This window comes from Psychrobacter sp. 72-O-c (genome assembly GCF_904846605.1).
Classification (GTDB): Bacteria; Pseudomonadota; Gammaproteobacteria; order Pseudomonadales; family Moraxellaceae; genus Psychrobacter.
This window is the reverse complement of sequence record NZ_CAJHBI010000005.1, coordinates 52939-76344: the sequence shown is the minus strand read 5'-3', so window position 1 is coordinate 76344 and position 23406 is coordinate 52939. Positions and strand designations below refer to the sequence as shown.

General features: G+C 39.8%; 20 protein-coding genes. 14 read left to right on the top strand and 6 right to left on the bottom strand.

All coding sequences use genetic code 11. The features are described from left to right. Positions 1–137: 137 nt before the first annotated feature. From JMX97_RS02740 to JMX97_RS02675, 14 genes are all read left to right on the top strand, one after another. The gene (locus tag JMX97_RS02740; protein WP_201555120.1) at positions 138–2363 is read left to right on the top strand and encodes a polysaccharide biosynthesis tyrosine autokinase; all 2226 of its coding nucleotides are present in this window, start codon (positions 138–140) and stop codon (positions 2361–2363) included. A 24-nt stretch (positions 2364–2387) separates the two neighbouring features. Then, positions 2388–4349 carry a polysaccharide biosynthesis protein gene (locus JMX97_RS02735; protein ID WP_201555112.1) on the top strand — a complete coding sequence of 654 codons (1962 nt, stop codon included), beginning with the start codon at positions 2388–2390 and terminating at the stop codon, positions 4347–4349. Positions 4350–4423: 74 nt separating this feature from the next. Next, entirely contained in the window at positions 4424–5770 is a 1347-nt protein-coding gene (locus JMX97_RS02730) for a lipopolysaccharide biosynthesis protein (RefSeq protein WP_201555110.1), read from the top strand. A 70-nt stretch (positions 5771–5840) separates the two neighbouring features. After that, positions 5841–7037 carry a hypothetical protein gene (locus JMX97_RS02725; protein WP_201555108.1) on the top strand — a complete coding sequence of 399 codons (1197 nt, stop codon included), beginning with the start codon at positions 5841–5843 and terminating at the stop codon, positions 7035–7037. Positions 7038–7300: 263 nt separating this feature from the next. Continuing rightward, positions 7301–8110, top strand: a complete 810-nt coding sequence (locus JMX97_RS02720; RefSeq protein ID WP_201555106.1) for a glycosyltransferase family 25 protein — start codon at positions 7301–7303, stop codon at positions 8108–8110. A 162-nt stretch (positions 8111–8272) separates the two neighbouring features. Next, entirely contained in the window at positions 8273–9307 is a 1035-nt protein-coding gene (locus tag JMX97_RS02715; protein ID WP_201555104.1) for a glycosyltransferase family 2 protein, read from the top strand. A 117-nt stretch (positions 9308–9424) separates the two neighbouring features. Then, complete coding sequence (locus tag JMX97_RS02710; protein WP_201555102.1) at positions 9425–10429, top strand: polysaccharide pyruvyl transferase family protein; 1005 nt, start codon at positions 9425–9427, stop codon at positions 10427–10429. Continuing rightward, positions 10426–11421: a glycosyltransferase family 2 protein gene (locus JMX97_RS02705; protein WP_201555093.1), complete on the top strand. Its 996-nt coding sequence runs from the start codon at positions 10426–10428 to the stop codon at positions 11419–11421. Before JMX97_RS02710 ends, JMX97_RS02705 begins: the two co-directional genes overlap by 4 nt. 83 nt (positions 11422–11504) lie before the next feature. Further along, the gene (locus tag JMX97_RS02700) at positions 11505–12605 is read left to right on the top strand and encodes a glycosyltransferase (protein ID WP_227671595.1); all 1101 of its coding nucleotides are present in this window, start codon (positions 11505–11507) and stop codon (positions 12603–12605) included. A gap of 39 nt (positions 12606–12644) precedes the next feature. Continuing rightward, a complete protein-coding gene (locus tag JMX97_RS02695) occupies positions 12645–13430 on the top strand; it encodes an EpsG family protein (RefSeq protein ID WP_201555091.1) in 786 nt (261 codons plus the stop codon). Between the two features lie 253 nt (positions 13431–13683). Next, positions 13684–14550, top strand: a complete 867-nt coding sequence (locus JMX97_RS02690) for a glycosyltransferase family 2 protein (RefSeq protein ID WP_201555089.1) — start codon at positions 13684–13686, stop codon at positions 14548–14550. A gap of 28 nt (positions 14551–14578) precedes the next feature. Beyond that, positions 14579–15709: a glycosyltransferase gene (locus JMX97_RS02685; RefSeq protein ID WP_201555087.1), complete on the top strand. Its 1131-nt coding sequence runs from the start codon at positions 14579–14581 to the stop codon at positions 15707–15709. A 12-nt stretch (positions 15710–15721) separates the two neighbouring features. Continuing rightward, the gene (locus JMX97_RS02680; protein ID WP_201555085.1) at positions 15722–16315 is read left to right on the top strand and encodes a sugar transferase; all 594 of its coding nucleotides are present in this window, start codon (positions 15722–15724) and stop codon (positions 16313–16315) included. 277 nt (positions 16316–16592) lie between these two features. Then, a complete protein-coding gene (locus tag JMX97_RS02675; protein WP_201555083.1) occupies positions 16593–17810 on the top strand; it encodes a DegT/DnrJ/EryC1/StrS family aminotransferase in 1218 nt (405 codons plus the stop codon). Positions 17811–17922: 112 nt separating this feature from the next. Here the strand turns inward: JMX97_RS02675 and scpB are convergent, their stop codons facing one another. The 6 genes from scpB to rplM all read right to left on the bottom strand — a co-directional run bounded on the left by scpB (position 17923) and on the right by rplM (position 23323). Next, entirely contained in the window at positions 17923–18498 is a 576-nt protein-coding gene (scpB, locus tag JMX97_RS02670) for an SMC-Scp complex subunit ScpB (RefSeq protein WP_201555081.1), read from the bottom strand. Positions 18499–18562: 64 nt separating this feature from the next. Next, positions 18563–19357, bottom strand: a complete 795-nt coding sequence (locus JMX97_RS02665; protein ID WP_201555238.1) for a segregation and condensation protein A — start codon at positions 19355–19357, stop codon at positions 18563–18565. 313 nt (positions 19358–19670) lie between these two features. Further along, positions 19671–20768, bottom strand: coding sequence for a tryptophan--tRNA ligase (locus JMX97_RS02660; protein ID WP_201555072.1), 1098 nt, complete (start codon positions 20766–20768; stop codon positions 19671–19673). Positions 20769–20973: 205 nt separating this feature from the next. Then, positions 20974–22074: a lipid A biosynthesis acyltransferase gene (locus JMX97_RS02655; protein WP_201555069.1), complete on the bottom strand. Its 1101-nt coding sequence runs from the start codon at positions 22072–22074 to the stop codon at positions 20974–20976. Positions 22075–22497: 423 nt separating this feature from the next. Continuing rightward, positions 22498–22884 carry a 30S ribosomal protein S9 gene (gene rpsI, locus JMX97_RS02650; RefSeq protein ID WP_201555067.1) on the bottom strand — a complete coding sequence of 129 codons (387 nt, stop codon included), beginning with the start codon at positions 22882–22884 and terminating at the stop codon, positions 22498–22500. A 10-nt stretch (positions 22885–22894) separates the two neighbouring features. Next, complete coding sequence (gene rplM, locus JMX97_RS02645) at positions 22895–23323, bottom strand: 50S ribosomal protein L13 (RefSeq protein WP_201555065.1); 429 nt, start codon at positions 23321–23323, stop codon at positions 22895–22897. Between the last annotated feature and the right edge of the window lie 83 nt (positions 23324–23406).

The window sequence follows — 23406 nt, the reverse complement described above, 5'->3', positions numbered from 1 at the left end:
GAGCCAATCATTGAATTAAGAAAGACAGTGCAGATCCCTATCTGCAGGACAAGTCAGTATTTGAGACTGCCAAACAAGGCATTATTAATGATCTTGAGCAGTGGGCAGAAAAAATCAGCTAAGCGGCGAGTATACCTATGAACACAGACTCAAAAAAGCTACCAGAATCTACCAGTGAGCAAGGCAGTGATCAGCTCGATTTAGTCGGCTTGCTTAAATTATTGCAGCGTGGCTGGAAAGTTATGCTGTTCTTTGTTGTATTGGGATTGGCAGTAGCGATCTTATATAGCCGCTATGTGACGCCTATTTTTGAGTCCGAGGCACTGATACAAGTGAATGAGAAATCACAAGGGATTTCAGGTCTTGGTGAAAATATCTCTAAACTGATCGAAGAAGAGGACAGTAAGTCTCAAGCAGAAACCGAGCTTATAAAGTCACGCATGGTATTAGACCCCGTTGTGAATTTACTACACTTACAAATTCGGTTGAGTGATCCTACCATCAGCTCTGTAGATCGCATAACAAAAGATCGAATCGATACCCAAGTGAATACTACTGCAGGGGCCGCGTTAGAGACTGAAAATGGACGCGCACAAGTCACTCAGTTTGATGTGGCGCCAGATTATCTCGATCAGTCTTTTACGTTAGTAAGATCGGCTACCGGCTTTATATTAAGTAATAACTTGGATGAATTCAAAGGTCAGTTTAACCAGCCGCAAAAATTTATAGGTGCCGCCGGCAGTATTGAAATCACAGTGGCAGATCTACCTAATAGTCAACAGCCTATTGCTATCACTAAGCAGTCAATACAGTTCACGACCAATGAGATAAACAGTCGGTTAACGGTGATAGAAAAAGGGGATTTGTCCGGTATTATTCAGCTGTCTTTAACCGGTTCCAACCAGCAACAAGTAAGCTCAATCTTAAAAGAAATCGTTATATCGTATGTGGACCAAAGTGAATCTCGAGGCTCTGAGGAGACCACTAAGACCATTGCCTTCATGGAAACTCAAATTCCTGCCTTAAAGAAAAAGCTTGAAACCTCAGAAGCCGTTTTTAATAATTTTCGTGAAAAGTACGGCACTATTGATGTGGGCCGAGAAGCTGAGCTGCTATTAACGGAGAACGCTCAGATCAACACTCAGCTTAATGAGCTTAAGCTCAAAAAAGCAGATTTGACCACTTATTATACGGAAGAGCATCCGCTGGTTATTCAGATCAATGATCAGCTCAAAGTATTAAATAATAGAAAGCGAGTGATAGATAACACAGTTACAGGCTTACCTGAAATACAGAGAGAGTTTTTACAGTTATCAGAAGATGTGGCTATCAATAGAGAAATTTATCTCACTATGCTCAAAAACTATGAGCAATTAAAAATCGTCAAAGCAGGCCAGATTGGTTATACCCGTATTGTTGACTTGCCCGTTAATACCTATGCGCTTGTTGCCCCTAATAAGCCGTTAATAATAGCAATTGGACTGCTATTAGGAGTACTGCTAGGCGCTATATCAGTATTGTTTGGAACTCTATTTGGCAGTGCTGTTAAAGACCCTAATGGTCTGGAAGCTAGAATGGGTGTACCAGTGCTTGCCATCATTCCTCGTTCAAAGTCGTTAAAGCGACTCGCTAAAGGCAAAAAATCGACTGATCGGCTACTGACTTATATAGATCACAACAGCTTGAGCTATGAGGCGATCAAAAGCCTAAGAACGTATCTACTATTCGGTCTACCTGCGCAAGGCAAGGCTCGTGCCGTTGGCGCGGACCATACCCGTGGCAGTGTGATCCTCATCACTGGTGAAAGCCCTAATGTTGGTAAGTCGTTTATTTGTGCCAATTTAGCAGAAGTGTTTGCTCATCTGGACAAAAAAATTCTCATTATAGACGCAGACATGCGGATGGGCAATTTACACAGTACTTTTGCTGTAGAGCAGAATATAGGTCTAGCAGAATATTTCACTCAAGAAGCCGATTCAGTATCTAGTATCACTCATACCACCCCTATAGATAATATCGATTTCATCCCTCGAGGCCATAATGCCCACAATCCGTCAGCGCTGCTTGCTAGTGATAGGTTTAGTGAATTGATGGCGGATCTGAAGGGCCATTATGATTATATTTTCATCGACTCGCCACCGGTACTGGCCGCATCAGACGCCGTAATACTATCGAATTATGCAGATACCGTACTGATGGTGACCAAATACGACGATCCATTAGAAGGACAGCTGGCTTATGCCATCAAACAGATGAATAAAGCAAATATAAACGTTGATGGCATTGTGATTAACGATATGCAGCAAAGCAAGAAGAACAAGCACAGCTATTACTACAGCTATGCTTATGGCAAAAACCAATAGCATTCACACAGGCAGGTAAATCTTATGTCTACGAAACCAGAAATTAACGGTGCTTACCAAAAACGCAGTAGCCCAAGCAATGGGTTCTACTACAGTGCCGAGCAGTTATTGTCTTTGCCGCGCAGTGTAAAGCGAACCGTTTTTCTTGGCAGTGATTTCGTGATGTCAGTACTCTGTTTATTCTTTGCAGTGTCATTGCGATATGGCTATGTTGCTACTCACATAAGCCCTTTGGTGTTAGGTTTTTATGCCGCTGTTCCTGTAATCGGTCTATATGTTATAGGTTTCTATAACTGTGTGGCTAGAATATTTTGTGACGCAGTGATGCGTAATGTATTACAGCTATTTATAGTGCTCATTGTTTTTTATCAAGTCATTAACCCTATTGAATGGCTGTCTATTATTCCGCGTTCAGTTCCTACTATATATTTATTTTTGTTTTTTATCTGGTTATGGAGTAGCCGGTTAATCATTCGAGAGATATTAGAGCGCTGGCAGGGCAAACATAAAAAGCGGGATAAAAGCGCTATCGATCATGACAATGTCATTATTTATGGCGCCGGCTCAGCAGGAAAAGAGCTTCATGATGCGCTACAACGCTCTAATAGATATCATGTGGTCGCCTTTGTTGATGACAATCCGCAACTGGTAGGTGCTTACTTAATGCGGAAAAAAATCCATGCTGCTAGGGATTTGGTTGGTCTCGTGGATAAGCTAAACGTAGCACAGGTATTTTTAGCGCTACCCTCTATCAGTCGAGTTCGCTGCAGACAAATTATTGATGAGATCTCAGAATTTTCTGTCAAGATTAAGCAGCTGCCTAGTCTGCACGAGATTGCTGATGGTGAAGTTACTGTCAGTGATATGCGCCCAGTTGACATATTAGATGTATTAGATCGGCAGACTGTAGAGCCTGATATCCTGCTAATAAGTAAAAATATTGCAGGTAAAAATGTGCTTGTCACTGGCGCTGGTGGCTCTATCGGTAGTGAGCTGTGTCGGCAAATTATGAACAACCAACCTAAATGTTTGGTGCTTTATGAGCTGTCCGAATACGCTTTATATGGTATCCACCAAGAGCTAAAAAATCTACAAGCAACTAGTCCTGTTTATGCAGACATTGAGATCATTGCTATGATTGGCAATGTGACCAACGAAGATAAGCTGCTTAGAGTGTTCAAAAGCCATCGGATACAGACCGTATATCATGCTGCAGCTTATAAGCACGTGCCCATCGTCGAGTACAATCCTTTTGAGGGGGTCATTAATAACGCTAAAGGCACTTATCACTGTGCTTATGCGGCCATGCAGGCCAAAGTTGAGACCTTTGTGCTCATCTCTACCGACAAAGCAGTAAGGCCCACTAATATCATGGGCGCCTCCAAGCGCTTAGCTGAACTGGTCTGTCAAGGGCTCACCCAAGTAAATAGCAAAACCTGTTTTAGTATGGTGCGCTTTGGCAATGTCCTGGGCTCATCTGGCTCTGTTATCCCCTTATTTACTAAGCAAATTGAGAAAGGCGGCCCCATTACGGTGACTCATCCAGAGGTGACACGCTATTTTATGACTATTCCAGAAGCCGCAAGCTTAGTCATTCAAGCAGGTGCAATGGCAAAGGGTGGAGAAGTCTTTGTTCTGGATATGGGAGAGCCTGTCAAGATTGTGGATCTTGCCAAGCGTATGATTTACCTAACCGGCTGCGAGCTAAAAGATAAAGACAATCCCGATGGTGATATGGAAATCGTCATTACGGGACTAAGACCCGGGGAAAAGCTCTATGAAGAACTGATAATCGGCGATGACAATATTGAAACCACTCATCATCCTCTGATACGGCAGGCGATAGAGCATAGCTTCCCATTGATGGATATTGAAAATATGCTGTCTCAGCTTACCCATAGAGCCCAGCCAAATGATATCGAATGGCTCAAGGAAGAGTTTGCACATTTCGTAGAGGGATACCACGAAAGCTCGGTACCCTCATGAAAACAAGTTTATCAATGATATGACTTTAGTAAAGCCTTATAGGCTTTGTAGAGTACGAACGTGGATAGTAAAAAATGGCTTCTAAAGTAGCTTCATCTGTAGAGAGTGTCATAGGAACACTGAAAACCAGTCATTTCGTGCGGAATGTAGCTATGGTTGGTGGTGGTATTGCTGCAGCCCAAGCTATTGCTATTGCTTTTATGCCGTTTCTGACTCGTTTATATGGTCCTGAAGCTTTTGGTGTTGCGGCAGCATTTGCGGCAATCATTAATATCATTACACCCCTGTCTACTATGGGTTATGCCAATGCGATTGTTATGCCCGATAGCGATGATGATGCGGTCGCTGTTGCACGACTATCAATACTGTGCGGGCTATGTATGGTACCTCTATCTTTGATTACAGTACATTTAGGCAAGCCTTGGCTGGCAAGTTGGACGGGTATGGAGAAGGCTTCTTATATGCTTTATCTCATTCCATTATCACTATTTATATCGGCCTTTCTTTCTGTAGCTAATGAGTCAGCGATCAGGGCGAATCTTTTTAAAGCGAAAGCCCGTGCTTATGTTGAAAGTACAGCGGTAACAAATATCAGTAAACTTGTAGGTGGTGTTCTAGCACCTAGTGGATTGTTACTCATTACTCTTACGCTAGCAGGGCAGGCAACCAATTTTATGATGCAAATGCTGCGTGTTCCTAGGACAGGCGTACTCAAACCAAGTAACTGGTTTGGCTTTGAAGGCATACGTGCTGCAGCAGTATCGCAGCGTGATTTTTCTATATATCGCATGCCACAGAGTATTCTTAATGCCGCATCGGTTGGTTTACCTGTCATCTTATTGGCATCACTGTTTGGTACTTCTTTCGCTGGCCAGTACTCACTTTCTGTTCTGGTACTGGGAGCACCAAGTATGTTGCTAGGGCAAGCAGTTGGTGAGGTTTTTTATCCGAAAATTACGCGTGCAATCACAGCGCAATCACCAGATGCTGCTGGTCTATTAACTAAAGTAACTTTAGGATTGTTGGCAATAGGGGTTGTTCCATTCGGCATAATATTTTTTTGGGGAGATTTTATTTTCTCTTTAATTTTTGGCGCAGAGTGGGAGTTGGCAGGTATCTATTCGCAGTGGGTATCAGTTTGGTTTTTAGGCACTTTAGTATCTGGAGCCAGTACGGCCGCTTTACCTGCACTACGTTTACAACGGTTTCTTCTTATTAGGGAAATCGTAGCGGTAGGGTCACGGGTAGGCGTTCTGTACATTGGTTTTTCTATTTTTCAGTCAGATATTATAGCCATTGTATTATTTTCGATTGTCGGAGTACTCCTTAGTCTCTCTATTGTATATGTTGCTTTTAGACGCCTGCTGGTTAGTAGTAAAGAATGGCAATTAGATAATATAAATAGACAGACTGATAATTAAAGCTCCGATCCAATAATTCAATTTTATATATTTATCGGGTGGCATGTTATTACTATTTTGGGAGTTGACTATGAAGGATTCTTTTGAGATTTTCCCCCAGCCTCTTCATGTTAGCGGTGAAGGTCAGCGACGTTGCTGTTTAATCAAAGAGAGGACTGCTAGTGGCGATACCATTGAAAAAGAGTTGTGGTTTCTATACCCAGCTGGTTTACCAATGCTAGAAGACGATAACAGCGACTCTTATCTGCTTGCCGTATTATTGCCCGCCATGCAATTGAAGGCCAATATTACCGTACATGGCAGCGCATCTAGTGAGTTACTTGCTAATCTTACTGAACTGCAATATGTCTGGCAGAAGTGGTGCCCAGAGCAGTATTTTTTAATTGACATCAAGGTTGACCATATACGAAAAAATGAATGTCGAGTTGACGGAGCTGTTTGTGCATTCTCTGGCGGTGCAGATGCACAGTTTACTGCCTATCGTCATGCTACTGGACAAGCTGGATACAGTAGCCAAGCGTTGCATGCAGGCGTCCTGGTACATGGTTTTGATATACCGCTCTCTGATACCAAAGGCTTTGCTGGTGCAGAGAAGCTGGCGTCTAAAGTACTCGATGATTTAGGGTTAAGATTAATTACTGTACGCACAAATACTAGTGAACTTTGGGGTGTTAATTGGGAGCACTACAGTGGGACAGCACTCGCTGCAGTTTTGTGTGGACTGAGTAGGTATGCAGGAGCGGGACTAATCGCCAGTGGAGATGCATATGATGAATTGTTTACGCCCTGGGGATCCCATCCAATAACGGATCCGTTATTCAGCTCTGGTATTTTTAAGGTTATCCACGATGGTGCTGGCTTTAGACGTTCAGAGAAAATTAAAACTATTTCACAGTGGCCAGTAGGTGTAAATAGCTTACGAGTATGTTGGGAAGGCAGTGAGAATGATCGTAACTGCGGTAGCTGTGAGAAATGTGTTAGAACTCGTCTTAATTTTTTGATTGCAGGGGTGCTCAATCCTACATGCTTTAGTACCCCTCTTAAAAAAGCACACTTCAAGAAATTAAAGTTGAACAGAGGGTATGTAACTGATGATTGGAAGTATATTCGCGAAAAGATGATAAGTGCAGATGTAGATGCCAAATGGGTTCGGCAAGTTGAGAAAGTCATTAAGCGTAAGCCTGGACCTCAATTGGCTTATCTTTTCCCTCCAGGGACTCAGCGCCGTGTATTTGTTAAAAACTTAATGAAAAAGTATCTTAAATAGATTCTAAGGCAATGTTTTTTATACTGTTAGTCATGGAAAATAAGAAGTTTATTTTAGTTGACCACTAGGGTTCAGCCACTTTAAAACAGACACAGCAAGCTAGAAAAATTTTACCAGCTATACGAAACTATTTATGTATCCATTTTATTTAGTTTTTACTATACATACAGAGTTGAACTGGTGTTTTGACAGATATGTACTAACCAAAAATGACCATAGAGCTTTATAAGGTTTAGAGGTAACGTCTACTTGGAGTAAATAATATGCTAAATATATATATAGTTTCATTAAAGCAAGATATAGAAAAGAGAAGAGTGATTAGTAAAGCTCTAGAAAATTTTGGCCTGAAATTTAGCTTTATTGATGCTGTCTATGGAAAAGAATTATCAGAGGATATAGTGAGTTCAATTAGATCCATAAGTACGGGGAAAGTAATTGATAGAGGATATGCCTTAACACCTGGCGAAATTGGATGTACTTTAAGTCACTTGATGGCTTATCAAGATATATTGGATAATGATGTAGAGTGGGCATGCATTTTAGAAGATGATGCTATTTTAGATGAAAAATTCAAGATATTTATTAATACTTTTCAAGCTACTGAATTAAATTCAGAATCACTTTACCTTCTTGGTGGTCAGAATGGTCTTGATGAGGTTCACATAATTAAAAGTATCAAAAATATTAAGAATGTAGGTGGGCAGGAATTCAGCAAAGCTATTAAGAGCGAGCAGTTCATTAAAAGAACTTGTTGTTATCTTATAAGTTCAATTTTAGCTGAAAATATTATAAAGTTATCTCAGACAAATTTCATACTTGCTGATGACTGGAATTATTTAGTAAAAAATAATGTCATCAAAAAAATATATCTGTCTGAATTTGTTGATCACCCACTAGATCTTTCTAAAAGTCATTTACAAGAAGAAAGAGAGCTTGCAGCATCAGAAAAATACTCAGGTCATACTCACGGAAATTATTCTTTCGCTGTAAAGGTTAAAAGTGCTTTAAATCCGCGACTTAGATTATTAGCATTGAGGTTTTATAGGTATATAGAAAACAAAGAAGCTATATAATTTAGTGTTATTTAATAATAAAAGCGAGTGAAATGTTTAAAAAACTAGAATGTTTTAGAAAAATTATTACAATATAGACATCTAAAATAGAAGAATTTAAGTTGTTTAATTATTTTATTTTTTATAAATGTAAGCATTCTTCGAGTGATATGAGGCCTGAAAATGGAGTTGTTACAGTCAGATGAGTTTGCTATTGCAAAGCCTAGTATTTCAATTATTGTCCCAATCTACAATAGTAAAAAATATATAGGGCGCTGTATAGATAGCCTAATATTAGCTGCAGCAGGGCACAATATTGAGCTGGTTTTGGTTGATGATGGTTCAACTGATAGCTCGGCAGATATTGCACAGGGTTACTGTAATAGTCTCTCTTGGATTAAACTCATTAGTCAAGAAAATAAAGGACCATCTGCTGCTCGCAATACAGGTCTTGACTGCGTACAGGGAAAATACACTGGATTTGTAGATTGTGATGACTGTGTTTCTGAGGACTATTTTTTAAAGCTGCTATCAGCGTGCGTAAGTAGTCCTGATATTGTTGTTTTTGGATATCAAAAAATATTCCTAGATGGTAAAAAACAAACTCTTACTCCAGATCCAAAAACCCATTTTGGAGAGCAAGAAAATTTACTTTGTAACGTGAATAATGATCGTGAGCTATTTTGGTTTCCATGGACGAAAATTTTTCGATCAGACCTAATAGCTGGTATTCGGTTTGATGAAAGCTTACATCTTGGTGAAGACACTATTTTTAATCTCTATGCAGTTATGAATGCGAAAAATATTTTGAGGATTGATGCTATTCTTTATTTTCAATACGAAGTTAGCGGCTCACTTTCTAGCAATATATACAAGCATAACTTGCTTGAAAATATGGAAAAACACTTTTCATTAAGATTGGCTGTTAATGAAAAAACAAATCGTGGACTGGATAATGAAGTATGGAGTGATATATATAATTATTATATTTTTCATATTCTTCCATGGTTATTTTCTAATTCAATGCATCTCGATAAAAAACAACAGCTTAAAGAGTTAAAAAAAATAAGAAAATCAAATTTTGTTGAAAAGTGTTATGCTCAGAAGTATGATTTTAGTAAAAGACCAAAAACTATATTAATACAAGCCCTATTTCGGGGAAGACTTCTGCGGTTATTACAGATATATCTGGCCACTGTATTTAGTAGCCAGAAATAGCAGTTAAAAATAGCAGTTAAAAATAGGAGGCTGGTTTTGCGAAATTTAAAAAAAGTTTCTAATTTTTTACCACTAACGTTTAAGGTTCAGATTGTCTCCTTATTAAAAAGAAGAGAGATGCTGCTGAGTCCAAATAAACGGGCTTTTATTTTTCTGGCAGCTGACTATGGAAATATTGGTGATATTGGTATTTCTCACGCACAACATAAGTTTCTGGAGAAAGAGTTAGATTCTTTTGATGTCGTGAGCATACCTATTAGCCAAACGAGACTGGTATTGCACTCAATTAAAAAGCAAATAAAACCAGAGGACTTAGTCACTATCATAGGCGGTGGCAATATGGGTGATACCTATCCTGATATTGAAGCGTTGCGCCAGCTGGTTATCAAATCATTTCCACGCAACCGTATAATTTGTTTTCCACAAACGCTAGATTGGGATAGTTCTGCTCAATCTAACCATGCGTTACAGCGCATCGTGAAAACATATTCTCGTCACCCTGATATACATGTGTTTGCTAGAGAATCTATTACCTATAATAAACTCAATGAGATCTTTAGTGAGCACAATAATGTCAGTGTGGATCTAGTACCAGATATTGTTATGAGTACAACAGCAGAGGCGCTTGATACTAAGGATTGTTTAGAACCTGCAGGTATTCTGCGCTGCTTACGAGACGACCAGGAAGCTGCTTTATCAGTGGCACAGTACGCTATCTTAGATGACGCTCTAGCCACTACCGGTTATACCGTTGAAAAAACAGATACCCATGCAGGCGGCTCTCAGTTGGATGAGGCACATTGCGCAAAACTACTGGCGGATAAGCTTAGCCAATTCCGTGCCGCAAAAATAGTGGTCACTGACCGCTTGCACGGTATGATTTTAAGCCTACTTTCAGGGACACCCTGTTTAGTTATGCCCAATTCCAACCATAAGATAAGCCAGACATGGCGTGACTGGCTACAAGATCATCCAAGGCTTATTTTTGTAGAACCTGAACAGTTTGGCGACCTAACCAATATCGTTAATAAGCTTTTATCCGAGCCGCGCGGCGCTCTTACTGAGTCTCCTGTTGATATCAACCAGTACAACAAATTAAAAGAGGGGCTGACCAGACTATGAATATGGGAGAGAAGCCACTTATTAGTGTCATTGTTCCGGTATACAACGTGGAGCGCTACCTTGATGCCTGTCTGAACTCAATTAAACAGCAAACCTATAAAAAATTAGAAATTATCGTTATAGAAGATTGTTCAACTGACAATTCAACTCAAGTGCTGCAAGCGCATCTCAAAGATGAGCGCATCAAGCTTATCCAGCATGATAGAAATAGAGGCCTCTCTGCAGCCCGTAATTCGGGAATGAAAGCGGTTACAGGCACCTATATGATGTTTGTTGATTCTGACGATATTGTGGATTCAGGTTTAGTAGAAGCTTGCGTAAAAACGGCACTCACAACAAAAGCAGATGTTATTACTTATGATTTTACAACCTTTAAAGATGGAATATCTGATACAGACCTACCTTATCCGACTCATACCCTAAAAGCTCAACCTTTTAAGATAGATAATCAATACTTTAATAGTCCTCACTTTGCATGGCTTAAGTTTATCCGTAGTAGTTTAGTGCACTCATCATCCCTACAATTTCCAATTAATTTGTATTATGAAGATTGGCCTTTTCACTGGCATCTTGGCCTGATTACAAAAAACATTTATCAGCTACCTGTCAATTTTTACTTATATAGGCAACGTACTACCTCTATTACAGGTTCGACAGATAAAAAATTATTAGACCTTTTTATCATTCATGCACAGGTCATTGCGCTTGTGAAAGAATATAAAGCAACCGAAGTTAAGAGTCTATTAGCAAATAAAATAAGACAGAGTCATTGGAGTATTCTGACTTTTATCGATTCTGACATCCTCAAGATTGCCATTAAAAAAGCCAAAGAGGCAGAAAAATTAATGCACATGAATGGCTATAGAAACAATTTAAGTGTTAAAAATAGGCTTCTTTCTTCGATAGTGTGTGCTCCTAGCAGTGTGGCTCGGCCTGCTTTGCAGCTACTGCGCGGTACATTACGAAAAAAAAGAGAATTAAAGATCAGATAAAAAAAACCCTTCTAGTATTTTTATGCTTCAAGTTGGGTTCTGGTACAAATATTCAAGCGACATCACAGATAGTAGGGGGTTAAATGAATATTCAAAGAGTACTGCATATCATAGGTCATATGAACCGGGCAGGTGCTGAAACGATGCTAATGAATTTATATCGTCATACAGATCGTACTCAGATTCAGTTTGATTTTATAACCTTTACTGGTGAACCTGGTGATTACGATGCCGAAATTATAGAGCTAGGTGGAAAGATTATCCCTGTTTTAGCGGACAATCCAATTGGACGAATGTTAAAGCTGCAGCAGTTTTTAGAGCAGCATCCCGAATATAAGATTGTGCATGCTCATATGCTTTTGAGTAATGCGTTTCACCTACTTGCAGCCAAACGCGCAGGCGTAAAAAATCGTATTTCGCACTCACATTGTGCGAGTAACGGCCACTCAAGTAGCATTAAAAAAATATACGAAAAATGGGCATTTATCGTTAATCGTAAACTAGCAACTTATAAAATAAGTTGTGGTGAATTGGCTGCTGAGTATCTATTTGGTACTACTAAAGACGTTCTTTTATTACCAAACGCGGTTGATATTGAAGAAATGATAGAGGTTGCCAATAAATCACGAAACTATATTAGCCAAGTGTTTAATGAAAGTGATCTAAGCTTAAAAATCCTTCAAGTCGGGCGTTTAAATGAGGCCAAGAACCATAGATTCACTTTGGAGATTGCTCAAGAACTAAAAGCCTGTAATGTAGATTTTACAATTTATATTGTAGGTCAAGGTCAACTTGAAGAGGGACTCAAACAACAAGTAAAAGATAAATCCCTACAGAATGAAGTTAAGTTTTTAGGGGTTCGCAGTGATGTAGCTGAACTCATGGCCAGTGCAGATTATATGATTATGCCATCCTTATATGAAGGCTTTCCTGTAGTACTAGTAGAAAGCCAAACTGTAGGACTGGCATCAATAATTTCTAATCAAATATCTGCTGAAGTAGACTTAGGCTTGGATTTAGTTGAGTTTCTACCCCTTGATTCTGCAAAACCTTGGGCCAAACGTTTGTTAGGGTCTAAAGGAGTTTGCGTTTCTAATGACGTAATAAAGGATAGGCTACAGTTGCAAGGTTTTGATGTTGCTGTTAATGCAGAAAAATTAACTAGGTTATATAAAAGCTTATAACTGTTTTTCAAAAATACAAACTCCTTTATAAGGAATAAGATGCTTCCATATTTACTCGTCTTAAGTTTTGTTATGTTCTGGATGATACTAGAGCAAAAGGCTACTAATCGTAAGGCATTTTGGGTGCCTTTTATAACCTTGGCTTTATTTGCAGGCGTTCGTAGCTATCTTGTCGGTACGGACTCAGGAAATTACGCTAGTGATTTTGTCAAACAAAAATCTGTTTATAACTATAGATTTAGTGAGGATGTCGAGTTTGGCTATCAATTACTCGAATATTCTCTATTGAATATTACTCATAATTATTTTTGGCTATTTTTCCTAACAGCTCTAATAATAGTTGGTTGTTATCTAAAGATAATCAAAAAATACAGCGTAAATTATGAACTTTCTGTATTTTTATTCATCACTTTAGGTACCTATACGTTATTCTTTAATACATTACGCCAAGGATTGGCTATCGCTATATTTGTTTTAGCCACTCCCTACTTATTAGAAAAAAGACTAATACCCTATTTATTTTTAGTTGCCATCGCTGCAATGTTCCATATTACAGCATTATTTATGATTCCAGTTTATTTTCTAACTAACATGAACATTAAAAGCTATTATAAAATTTTACTGTCTTTTTTAGTTTCTCTTGTTGGCAGCGGCTTTATAGTTTCCGAAATAGCCTCTACTAACCCAAGATATACTAGTTATGCAGAACCTTCCGAAGAAGCTGGAGGTTTAATTACTTTGGGTTTTTATTTTATTCTTATAATTATTTTATATGCTATAAGATATCTTTATAAAATAAAAATAAAGAGTTCGATAAGTTACTAACTTTTTATGCTATTGGCACTGTCTTTGTCATACCTATTGCTATGTTAGGTGCAAGCGCGTCAGGTCCACAAAGGATAGTCGGATATTTTAGCTGGTCGTTAGTATTATTATTACCTATAGCACTTAAAAAAATTAATAATTTTTATATTTACTTTATATCTATATTATTATTACTGTCTTATTTTATATTGACTACCTCTAAATTCAGTAATCTAACACCATACTTAATAAATCCTATTTTTGAGGCCTTGTAATGAAAAGTCAGTCATATATATCAATTGGAATTCCAATCTATAATGCTGAAAATTATTTAGAAGATGCGATAAATTCTGTATTAACCCAAACACATAAATATTGGGAACTAATATTAATAGATGATGGTTCTAATGATAAATCGTTAGAAATAGCTAAGAAATTCGAGAGGATAGATAATAGGATTAGAGTGATATCTGATGGATTTAATAAAAAGCTACCCAGTAGACTAAATCAAATCATTGATGAATCTAAATACCAATATATTGCTCGTATGGATGCAGATGACATTATTCATCCAGAGAGACTAGAGATACAGATTAAATTTTTAGAAAATAATCCTAATTATGACTTAGTTTCTACAGGCGTTATTACTATTGATAACGACAACCAAGTATACGGTTATCGTAATGTAGATCAAGTCTATACAGATTTTGAAAAAGTAGAAAAAGCATACCCTATCGTACACCCTGCTATTTTAGCAAAAAAAAATTGGTATAGTAGGAACAATTATGATGTCAATTATACAAGATCCGAAGATTATGAGCTATGGTGTAGAGCAATATCAAATAAGGATCTAAAAATAGCGGTATTACCAGACTTATTATATTACTATCGAGAAAAAGGTAACCTGTCGTCATCAAATATAATTAAGACATACAAAGATACTTTTACAACCTACTGTGAGTACAAGCAAAGTTTTGATCTGCTCTACTTTTCTAAAGTCCGGCTAAAAATATTCATCGTAAAAACAGTAGATTATTTAGGATTACTACAAAATATGGCAAGTAGAAGAAATAAAAAGGATATATCTGATAACGTGAAAAAAGAGCATCAAAATATAATTAATAAACTAAAGTATATGTAGCTTCGTACTGAAATAGAGGGATAGGGATATGTCTTCGAAAATCTGTTTTATTGTTACTGATATAATTTCATTTAATGTCTTATATAAAGGACAGCTTGAATATTTTAGAGAATCAAGTGATTTGGATATTACACTGATTTGCGGTGGTAATGCGGAAGAAATTGATTTCTTGAAATCTCGTAATGTGGGTCGTGTTGTTGCGATGCCTTTTGTTCGTAAGCCATCAATAATTAAAGATTTTTATTGCCTATCGCGCTTATCTCTATTTTTTCTTAATAATCGTTTTGACCTAGTGGTTTACTGTACTCCAAAAGCGCTATTATTGGGTAGTCTTGCTGCTTTTTTTACTATGCAGAAGGTGAGAGTTGCTATCGTTTTTGGAAGAGCTTATGAGAATTTTACAGGATTTAAAAAACTAACCTTTCAATATCTAGATAAGATAATTTTTAGTATCTCACATGACGTTCTATTTATTTCAAATTCTCTTTTAGATGTTTGTAAGCAAGAAGGTCTAATTGGTGAAAAAGCGAAAATGGTTAATGAAGGCTCGTTTAGTGGCGTAAATACACAGTTTTTTAAGCCTATCGATTTGAGAGAAAAATCTGATTTAAGAGAGAGACTGGGTTTACCTTTAGACAGCTACTTAGTTTGTGTGGTAGGTAGAATATGTGAAGACAAAGGTATAAAAGATATTGAGTATCTAGCAAAAAATTTATGTAATAAGAATATAAAATTTCTATTTGTTGGGCGTTTCGAAGATGACATTGGGAAAGCTATTGTGGAAAAGATAGTCAACGATAAGCAGGGCTTTTATATACCCCATACGTCGACAATTTATGAAATTTTCCAATGCTCTGATTTGCATCTATTTTTGAGTCGTCGAGAGGGCTTTGGTAATGTTGCTATTGAAGCGGCAAGTTGTGGTCTTCCAACTTTTGCATATGACGTAGTTGGTGTAAAAGACAGTGTGAGTAACGACGTTAGTGGGCAAAAATTTGCGCTTAAAGATGTTTTTGCGATGAGACAAGCACTTGATGAAGCTTCTACCAATACTAAGTTTTATAAACAGTATATTTCTGCTAGAGATTGGGTTGTTGAGAATTTTGAGGAAACAAAAATCTGGCAAAGTTACTTAAATTTTTACTTAAAGAAACTGTAAAGTGGGGTTTTAATGATAAAAAGACTCTTTGATATTACGGCAGCAACCACGGCACTAGTGATTCTATCTCCGATATATGCTCTGACTGCTTATAAGGTAAAGAAAAACCTAGGTGCGCCAGTGCTGTTTCGACAGACACGTCCTGGTCAGTATGGAGAGCCATTTGAAATGCTTAAGTTTCGTAGCATGCGTGATGCTATAGATATGGATGGCAACCCGTTACCGGATAGTGAGCGCCTTACGGCATTCGGTCAGACGTTACGCAATACCAGTCTCGATGAGTTGCCAGAGCTGTGGAACGTCATCAAAGGCGATATGAGTCTAGTAGGACCTCGTCCGTTATTGATGGAATATCTACCGTTATACAATCAAGAACAAGCGCGACGTCATTTGGTTCGTCCTGGTATTACTGGCTTCGCTCAAGTTAATGGCCGTAACGCTATTGGCTGGGATAAAAAGTTCAAACTAGATACGTGGTACGTTGATAATCAGTCGATATGGTTGGATATTAAAATACTGTTTAAAACGGTCAAGAAAGTACTGATTAAAGATGGCATCAGTGCCGATGGTGAAGTGACGATGAGTAAGTTTACAGGGAGTGAATAATTAATAAGGAATGATTCAAGATACAACCGTTCATCGGTATAGTCAGAACTAAATAAAACGGATGCACACCTAGTTTCGTATAACTGGGAGAAGTTTTTCTAGCTTGCTGTGTGACTGCGTTACTCCACAGGTTTTAGTCTTTAGGCTTTGGAAATTTCTCCTAGCCATTAGATAAATTGTAAGAACAAATTAGAACTGATCTATTATTCATTATCAGCGATAACCACTAATGACTAATACCAGTTAAAACTGTTATTCATAAATATTGGAGACGCATATGTTAAATTCATCATTTTCTCCGTGGCCAAGCTTCACTCAAGAAGAGGCGGATGCCGTCAGCCAAGTATTATTGTCCAATAAAGTCAACTACTGGACAGGGCAAGAATGCCGGCAGTTTGAGCAAGAGTTTGCTGATTGGGCAGACAGTAATTATGCCATCGCGTTAGGTAATGGCACTCTGGCATTAGATGTGGCTTTGATAGCACTGGGTATAGGCGCTGGTGATGAGGTTATCGTTACCCCGCGTACCTTTATCGCTAGTATCTCCTGTGTGGTCAATGCCGGTGCAACTCCCATTTTTGCCGATGTTGATGCCATGACAGGTAATATTACCCCTGAAACCATCAAAGCCGTACTGACTAATAAGACAAAAGCGGTTATTTGCGTACATTTGGCAGGTTGGCCATGTGAGATGGACGGTATTATGGCGCTTGCCGATCAGTACGATCTATATGTTATCGAAGACTGTGCACAAGCGCATGGCGCACAATATAAAGGTCGTAGCGTGGGCAGTATTGGACATGTTGGTGCCTGGAGCTTTTGTCAAGATAAGATTATGACCACTGGCGGTGAGGGAGGCATGGTCACGACCAATGATGAGCAACTATGGCGCAAGATGTGGGCGTATAAAGACCACGGAAAAAGCTACGCTGCTGTGTATGAAAAAGAGCATCCAAATGGCTATCGCTGGCTACATGAGAGCTTCGGTACTAATTGGAGGATGATAGAGATGCAGGCAGTGATTGGCCGTATTCAGCTAGTACGCATGAGTGATTGGACGGCTAAGCGGTCTGACAATGCACAGGCAATCTTGCATGCGTGTGACCAGTGGGCAGTCAAAGGCTATTTATCTGTGCCTAAGTTGGAAGGCACGCCACAGTTTGCAGACTCTAAACATGCGTACTATAAGCTATATGTTTACATACAGCCAGACAACTTACCTGACGGCTGGTCGCGAGATCGTATTATCCAAGAGATTAATGAATTGGGAGTCCCTTGTTTTTCGGGATCGGCTTCTGAAGTCTATTTAGAAAAAGCTTTTGATAATACTGGACTGCGTCCAGAGACAAGGCTACCTATAGCAGAGCAGCTAGGTGAGACTAGCTTGATGTTTTTGGTACATCCGACTTTGACTAGTATAGAGATTGAGAAAACCATGCAGGCAATTGATACGGTGTTTTCTAAGATGGACAGAACCAGTTCATTTACTATTTGACAATCATTATCTGAAAGTAATAGGCAGTCTTTTATAAGTGGTACATGAGGCGGTGTTTGACTTATATAGCGTTGATCAAAGTGTTTGTTTATCTATTTTTCGATAAGTAATTTTAAGACTTTGCTCTAATCGCCGCCATATCTGGCATCGGTGGTAGCTCATTTAGATGGGTCAAGCCAAAAGCATCTAAAAACTGCGCAGTAGTATGTAGTAGCGCCGGACGACCTAAAGTATCTTTATAACCGTCCTCCATAATCCAGCCCTTATCAAATAACTGCCGTAGGATATTGCTTGATAGCGTCACACCCCGTACATACTCGATATCGCTACGGGTTACTGGCTGCTTATAGGCAATCACGCTTAGAGTTTCCAGTAATGCTTGGCTCAAGCGCTCTTGCCGCTGAGGGAATACTCGTTGAATGAGCGCGCTATAGCTATCAGTAACTTGCAAGCGGTAGCCGCTAGCCGTTTCATTCAGACTGAGCACGCCATTGCTCAAGCGCTCTTGTAACACTTCTAATGCCTGCTGTAGCTCTTGACTTGATAGAGACAGATGCTTTTTAATAGCATTGGCAGTTAATGGTGCTTCTGATGCATGTAGCAGTGCTTCAATATGGCGGCTGGTAGTTTCTTGTTTATTATTACTTTGTTTATTACTATCTTGTTTGGCCTTGTCAACCGTAGTCATTATTATGCTGCTCTTGAATAAAGGGTTTTATAAAAAGAAAGTTTTGGATGAGTTGAAATGCATCCTACGCCAACCATTGCAAGGTTAACTGACTAAGCTGATTGTCAACTTCAACTTCAACTTCACCTTCAGTACTGGCTACTCCAACCAGTTGACGTTTCATCAGCTCTAGCACTGCTACAAAGCTAACCACCACTCCAATTTTACCTTGTGACTTATCAAGTAGTTGATAAAAAGAGCGTGCGCCATTAGTGCTCAGCTGCCGACTAATACTGGCAATACGATCCGCAAGCGGCACCGCATCGACTTTAATAGTATGGGTCTGCATGTGATAATCCGGCTGCAATTGCATTTTAAACAAACTATCAATCAGTAAGTTCGGCGAGTAACTGGGTAGCTCTGCACTCATAATATCTTGATTGGGCATGCTGACCATTGCTAAAAATACATCACGTTCAAGACGGACTAGATTGTCTAAGCGCTGGCTCGCCCCTTTGATTTGCGCGTATGCTTCCAGACGCTCAATCAGTTCTGCCTTTGGATCGCGTTCATCAGTAGGCGTTTGCGGCTTGGGCAACAGTAGCTCAGTCTTAATCGCGATCAAAGTCGATGCCATCAATAGATAGTCACCGGCCAATTCAAAATGCTCAGTATCTAACTCGCTAATATAAGCCAAGTATTGCTCAGTAATAGGCAATATCGGCATTTGGGTTAGATCGACGTTGTTCTTTTTGACCAAATATAATAAAAAATCCAGTGGCCCTGCGAACTGTTCCAGCCAAATGGCAAACGCTTGCGGCGGTACGTATAAATCTTCCGGCAAGTGCTGCACAGGCGTCTGATAAATACGCAATGACATATCATGAGTATCAGCCACAACTCCAGTTTTAACTGATACAGGGCTGATACTTACTGGTGTTTTTATATCAGCGTGGATGGTTGACGTCACTTGCATAAGTTGAAATCTATATTGATTACAATGATAAGTATAGTCGATTCAAAATAAAAGGAATACTCTTGTAGCAACGTGCTACTGGTATAAATTTTTCTGGCGTGCTGTTCGCAAGCGGGACAGAGGCTGCAAAGAATTCATTCCAGTAGCCCAGTAACATTGTGTCGTTTTTACATTGGATTAACTATAACTATCTGATTTTCTTTTAATTCTCACGCTACTATTTAAGTTTAGCAAGCGGGCGGATGCCAATGGCGCGACGGGTTTTATCCAACTGTTTGCGGCTATGGCGACGTGCTTTGTCTGCGCCCATCTGTAAGATTTCTTCTAGCTCTTTTGGATTGGCCATTAGCTCTTCATAGCGTGCACGGAAGGGCGCAATCTCGTCATTAATCTTATCAAATAATGCTTTCTTAGCATCACCCCAACCAATACCCGCCGCGAATTGAGCGCGCATATCAGCAATTTCTTCAGGTGTGGCAAAGGCTTTATAAATCTCAAATATAGCAGAGTCGTCAGGGTCTTTTGGCTCAGCGGGCAGTTGCGAATTGGTCACAATTTTCATAATCGCTTTATGCATCTGCTTCTCAGGACTTACTTGCGGATTAATCTCACCAAATAGTGGAATGGTATTGCCATAGCTTTTACTCATTTTACGCCCATCAAGGCCAGTCAATAATGGCGTGTCATCATCCACTACCGCATTTGGCATGGTAAACAGTGGCTTATACCTATGATTAAAAGTACCAGCAATATCACGCGCCATTTCAATATGTTGAATTTGGTCACGGCCAACAGGAACATGAGTAGCGTTAAACATTAAGATATCCGCTGCCATCAGCACCGGATAGCCAAACAGCCCCATAGTGACACCTTGATCAGCATCAACGTCATTTTCTATATTGATATCAACTGAGGCCTTGTAAGCGTGGGCACGATTCATCAGACCTTTGGCGCATGAACAGTTTAAAATCCAAGCAAGCTCAGGTATTTCTGGTACATCGGACTGACGATAAAAGGTTACGCGCTCAGGATCGAGACCGCAAGCCAGCCAAGTGGCGGCAATCGATTTAGTGGACTCATGAATAACCGCAGGATCATGACAGCCGATAATGCCATGATAATCCGCCAAAAAGAAAAACGCCTCATCATCACTATTTTGGATAGATTCAATAGCGGGGCGAATCGCACCAACATAGTTGCCCAAGTGTAGGATACCTGTTGGTTTGATGCCCGTTAAAATACGTTTTACTGCAGTCGTGGAAGCATGGTTTGAATTATCAGAGGTACTATTGTCGGAGATGTGGTTATCGCTCATGAGATGTCCGTCTTTAATCTAGGTAGGTTAGTTTTATTTTGAATTAACGATATCAATATTTTAACTGCTTTATAAAATACGATAAAAAATCGCCATGACTGACTACAGCGTAGCGATCTTAAGAGAGTTGATACTCAGTATTTAATGCTTAAATGGTTAATAGACCTTAATAAACAATTATAGCAAATTTGCGCGTTAGCTTATATTACTTGTAGATGTCGGTACGACCATTAGGACCATGCTTGAAGCGGCGATGAAACCACATCCACTGAGTCGGATCAATACGAATCAACCCTTCTAAAATTTCATTAACGCGGGTGGCATCAGCGATTTCGTCATCACTAGGATAATTATCGAGCTCTGGGGTAATGGTCAAATGATAATGCGGACGCTTACCTCTGGGAATACTATCAGGTGTTTGCCGGTAAGTATGTAGCGCCATAACTGCTGGCTGACGCCCTTCCTCGCCCACTGTAGCCAAGCGCCGCGTTGCGGTAATAGTCGCCGCTGGTACACCAAAAAATGGCGCCATGACACCATGCTTAAGACCGTAATCTTGATCAGGCGAATACCAAACCACGTGTCCGGCTCTAATAGAATCGACCAAACTACGCATATTGCGACTAGAAATTAATTTACCAAAGATAGGGGCACGACCGTTATAAATAAACCACTCTAATAGCGCATTATTCTGCGGTCGATACATACCATCCATGGGGAAAAACTGGGTGCATAGCATGGCGCCCAGATCCAGCATCGTATAGTGAGCACCCAACAAAATAACCGCGCGGCCCTCATTTTGAGCATTGACGATATGCTGTAGCCCAGAGATAGAGACCGTACGGGTAAATATATTAGGACGAAACCAAGTGCATAAAGTTTCAAATATGCCAATACCTTGATTGACGAACACTTGCTTGGCCATCAGTTCACGCTCAGCTTCCGGTTTGTCAGGGAAAGCCAGTCTGAGGTTGATCAAGGTATCACGCCGCCGTGTGGCTAACATTTTATAGAATAAAATACCCAGCTTGCGACCCAGCCAAAACTGCCACCGTAGCGGCAAATATACTAAGGGTACCACAAGGGCCAGTAGTAGCCATATAGCCCAATATTTAGGCAACAAGAACTGCCACTGAAAGGGCTGTTTCTCCGATTGCGCGGTTTGCTTATGGGTCTGCTTGATAGTTGGGGTGCCAGCAGGAATTGCTGGCGACTTAGCAAGCTTGCCATGCGGCGCGGCGGCGTCTGGTGGCGTGCCGTTTTGCGCAGAAGATTTACTGGGATCAAACTGTTCGGGCGCTTTCATAATATCCTTTTGCGCTATAAGGGCTAATGATGAAAAGTTATTATGATGATGGGGTAGTACAGGTATCTTTGCAAGGTAATTTACGTATTGTCATAAGAGGCTATAGTCGATCCAATTTAAGAACGATACAAGGCTGCTGGGCTGCTGGGATGCGACTTGAATAAATGTTTTGCAGCATCGAACCACGCTTGCGAACAGCAAGCAAGAAAAATTTATACCAGTAGCACGTTGATATGAACGACTGTCTTTTATTTGGTATTCACTATAACTTACAAAAATGCACCGAAAGAAAGGCACGCATAAAAAAACCTTATAAGCTGTGACCAACTTATAAGGTTTCGCAAATCTATCACTCTATCTGCTATTGAGACGGTATCTTTATAGTAAAGACCGTAAATGCCAGCAGATAAAGCATAGCTTTGATTAACGTTTCGAGAATTGTGGACGTTTACGTGCTTTACGTAGGCCCAATTTCTTACGTTCAACTTGACGCGAGTCACGAGTTACAAAACCAGCTGCTTTTAGGGCAGGCTTCAAGGTTTCGTCAGATTCGATAAGGGCACGAGTGATACCGTGGCGGATTGCGCCCGCTTGACCCGTACTGCCGCCGCCTGTAACGGTGACATATAAGTCATAAGCACTACCAGAATCAAGTAACTCTAATGGCTGACGAACAACCATGCGTGAGGTTTCGCGGCTGAAATATTCATCAAGTGGCTTGCCGTTAACAACAATAGTGCCAGTACCTTTTGATAAAAAGACACGAGCAGTAGAAGTCTTACGACGACCAGTTCCGTAATTGCGTTCCATAAGTTTATCCTTAGATGTCTAATTCTTTAGGTTGCTGTGCTTCATGTGGATGTTCGTTACCCACATAAAGTTTCAGCTTCTTGATCATCGCATAGCCAAGAGGGCCTTTTGGAAGCATACCCTTAACGGCTTTGTGTAGAACATCTTCAGGCTTATTTGCAAGCAACTTGGTGAAGTTGGTTTCTTTAATACCACCTGGATAACCACTGTGACGATAGTATTTTTTATCTTGCGCTTTTTTACCCGTTACCGTGATTTTTTCGGCATTGATGACAACAATAAAGTCACCAGTGTCAACGTGCGGAGTAAAAGAAGCCTTATGCTTACCACGTAGGCGGTGAGCGATTTGGCTAGCTAGGCGACCAAGGGTTTTGCCGTCAGCATCGACGACAAACCAGTCATGGGTCACTTCAGCTGGTTTTGCACTAAGTGTTTTCATGATAAAACCTTTAATTTGAAATTCGTTGAGAGTTTGTCTGGGAACGGGGCTCTCAAAAAACAGACTGCACATTATAAGCAGTA

Coding starts and splice junctions, on each gene's coding strand:
- scpB (WP_201555081.1), bottom strand. CDS start 18,498: ATGACTACGGTTGACAAGGCCAAACAAGATAGTAATAAACAAAGTAAT.
- JMX97_RS02715 (WP_201555104.1), top strand. CDS start 8,273: ATGGAGTTGTTACAGTCAGATGAGTTTGCTATTGCAAAGCCTAGTATT.
- JMX97_RS02695 (WP_201555091.1), top strand. CDS start 12,645: ATGCTTCCATATTTACTCGTCTTAAGTTTTGTTATGTTCTGGATGATA.
- rplM (WP_201555065.1), bottom strand. CDS start 23,323: ATGAAAACACTTAGTGCAAAACCAGCTGAAGTGACCCATGACTGGTTT.
- JMX97_RS02660 (WP_201555072.1), bottom strand. CDS start 20,768: ATGAGCGATAACCACATCTCCGACAATAGTACCTCTGATAATTCAAAC.
- JMX97_RS02685 (WP_201555087.1), top strand. CDS start 14,579: ATGTCTTCGAAAATCTGTTTTATTGTTACTGATATAATTTCATTTAAT.
- JMX97_RS02700 (WP_227671595.1), top strand. CDS start 11,505: ATGAATATTCAAAGAGTACTGCATATCATAGGTCATATGAACCGGGCA.
- JMX97_RS02665 (WP_201555238.1), bottom strand. CDS start 19,357: ATGTCATTGCGTATTTATCAGACGCCTGTGCAGCACTTGCCGGAAGAT.
- JMX97_RS02740 (WP_201555120.1), top strand. CDS start 138: ATGAACACAGACTCAAAAAAGCTACCAGAATCTACCAGTGAGCAAGGC.
- JMX97_RS02725 (WP_201555108.1), top strand. CDS start 5,841: ATGAAGGATTCTTTTGAGATTTTCCCCCAGCCTCTTCATGTTAGCGGT.
- JMX97_RS02655 (WP_201555069.1), bottom strand. CDS start 22,074: ATGAAAGCGCCCGAACAGTTTGATCCCAGTAAATCTTCTGCGCAAAAC.
- rpsI (WP_201555067.1), bottom strand. CDS start 22,884: ATGGAACGCAATTACGGAACTGGTCGTCGTAAGACTTCTACTGCTCGT.
- JMX97_RS02705 (WP_201555093.1), top strand. CDS start 10,426: ATGAATATGGGAGAGAAGCCACTTATTAGTGTCATTGTTCCGGTATAC.
- JMX97_RS02720 (WP_201555106.1), top strand. CDS start 7,301: ATGCTAAATATATATATAGTTTCATTAAAGCAAGATATAGAAAAGAGA.
- JMX97_RS02730 (WP_201555110.1), top strand. CDS start 4,424: ATGGCTTCTAAAGTAGCTTCATCTGTAGAGAGTGTCATAGGAACACTG.
- JMX97_RS02680 (WP_201555085.1), top strand. CDS start 15,722: ATGATAAAAAGACTCTTTGATATTACGGCAGCAACCACGGCACTAGTG.
- JMX97_RS02675 (WP_201555083.1), top strand. CDS start 16,593: ATGTTAAATTCATCATTTTCTCCGTGGCCAAGCTTCACTCAAGAAGAG.
- JMX97_RS02690 (WP_201555089.1), top strand. CDS start 13,684: ATGAAAAGTCAGTCATATATATCAATTGGAATTCCAATCTATAATGCT.
- JMX97_RS02735 (WP_201555112.1), top strand. CDS start 2,388: ATGTCTACGAAACCAGAAATTAACGGTGCTTACCAAAAACGCAGTAGC.
- JMX97_RS02710 (WP_201555102.1), top strand. CDS start 9,425: ATGCTGCTGAGTCCAAATAAACGGGCTTTTATTTTTCTGGCAGCTGAC.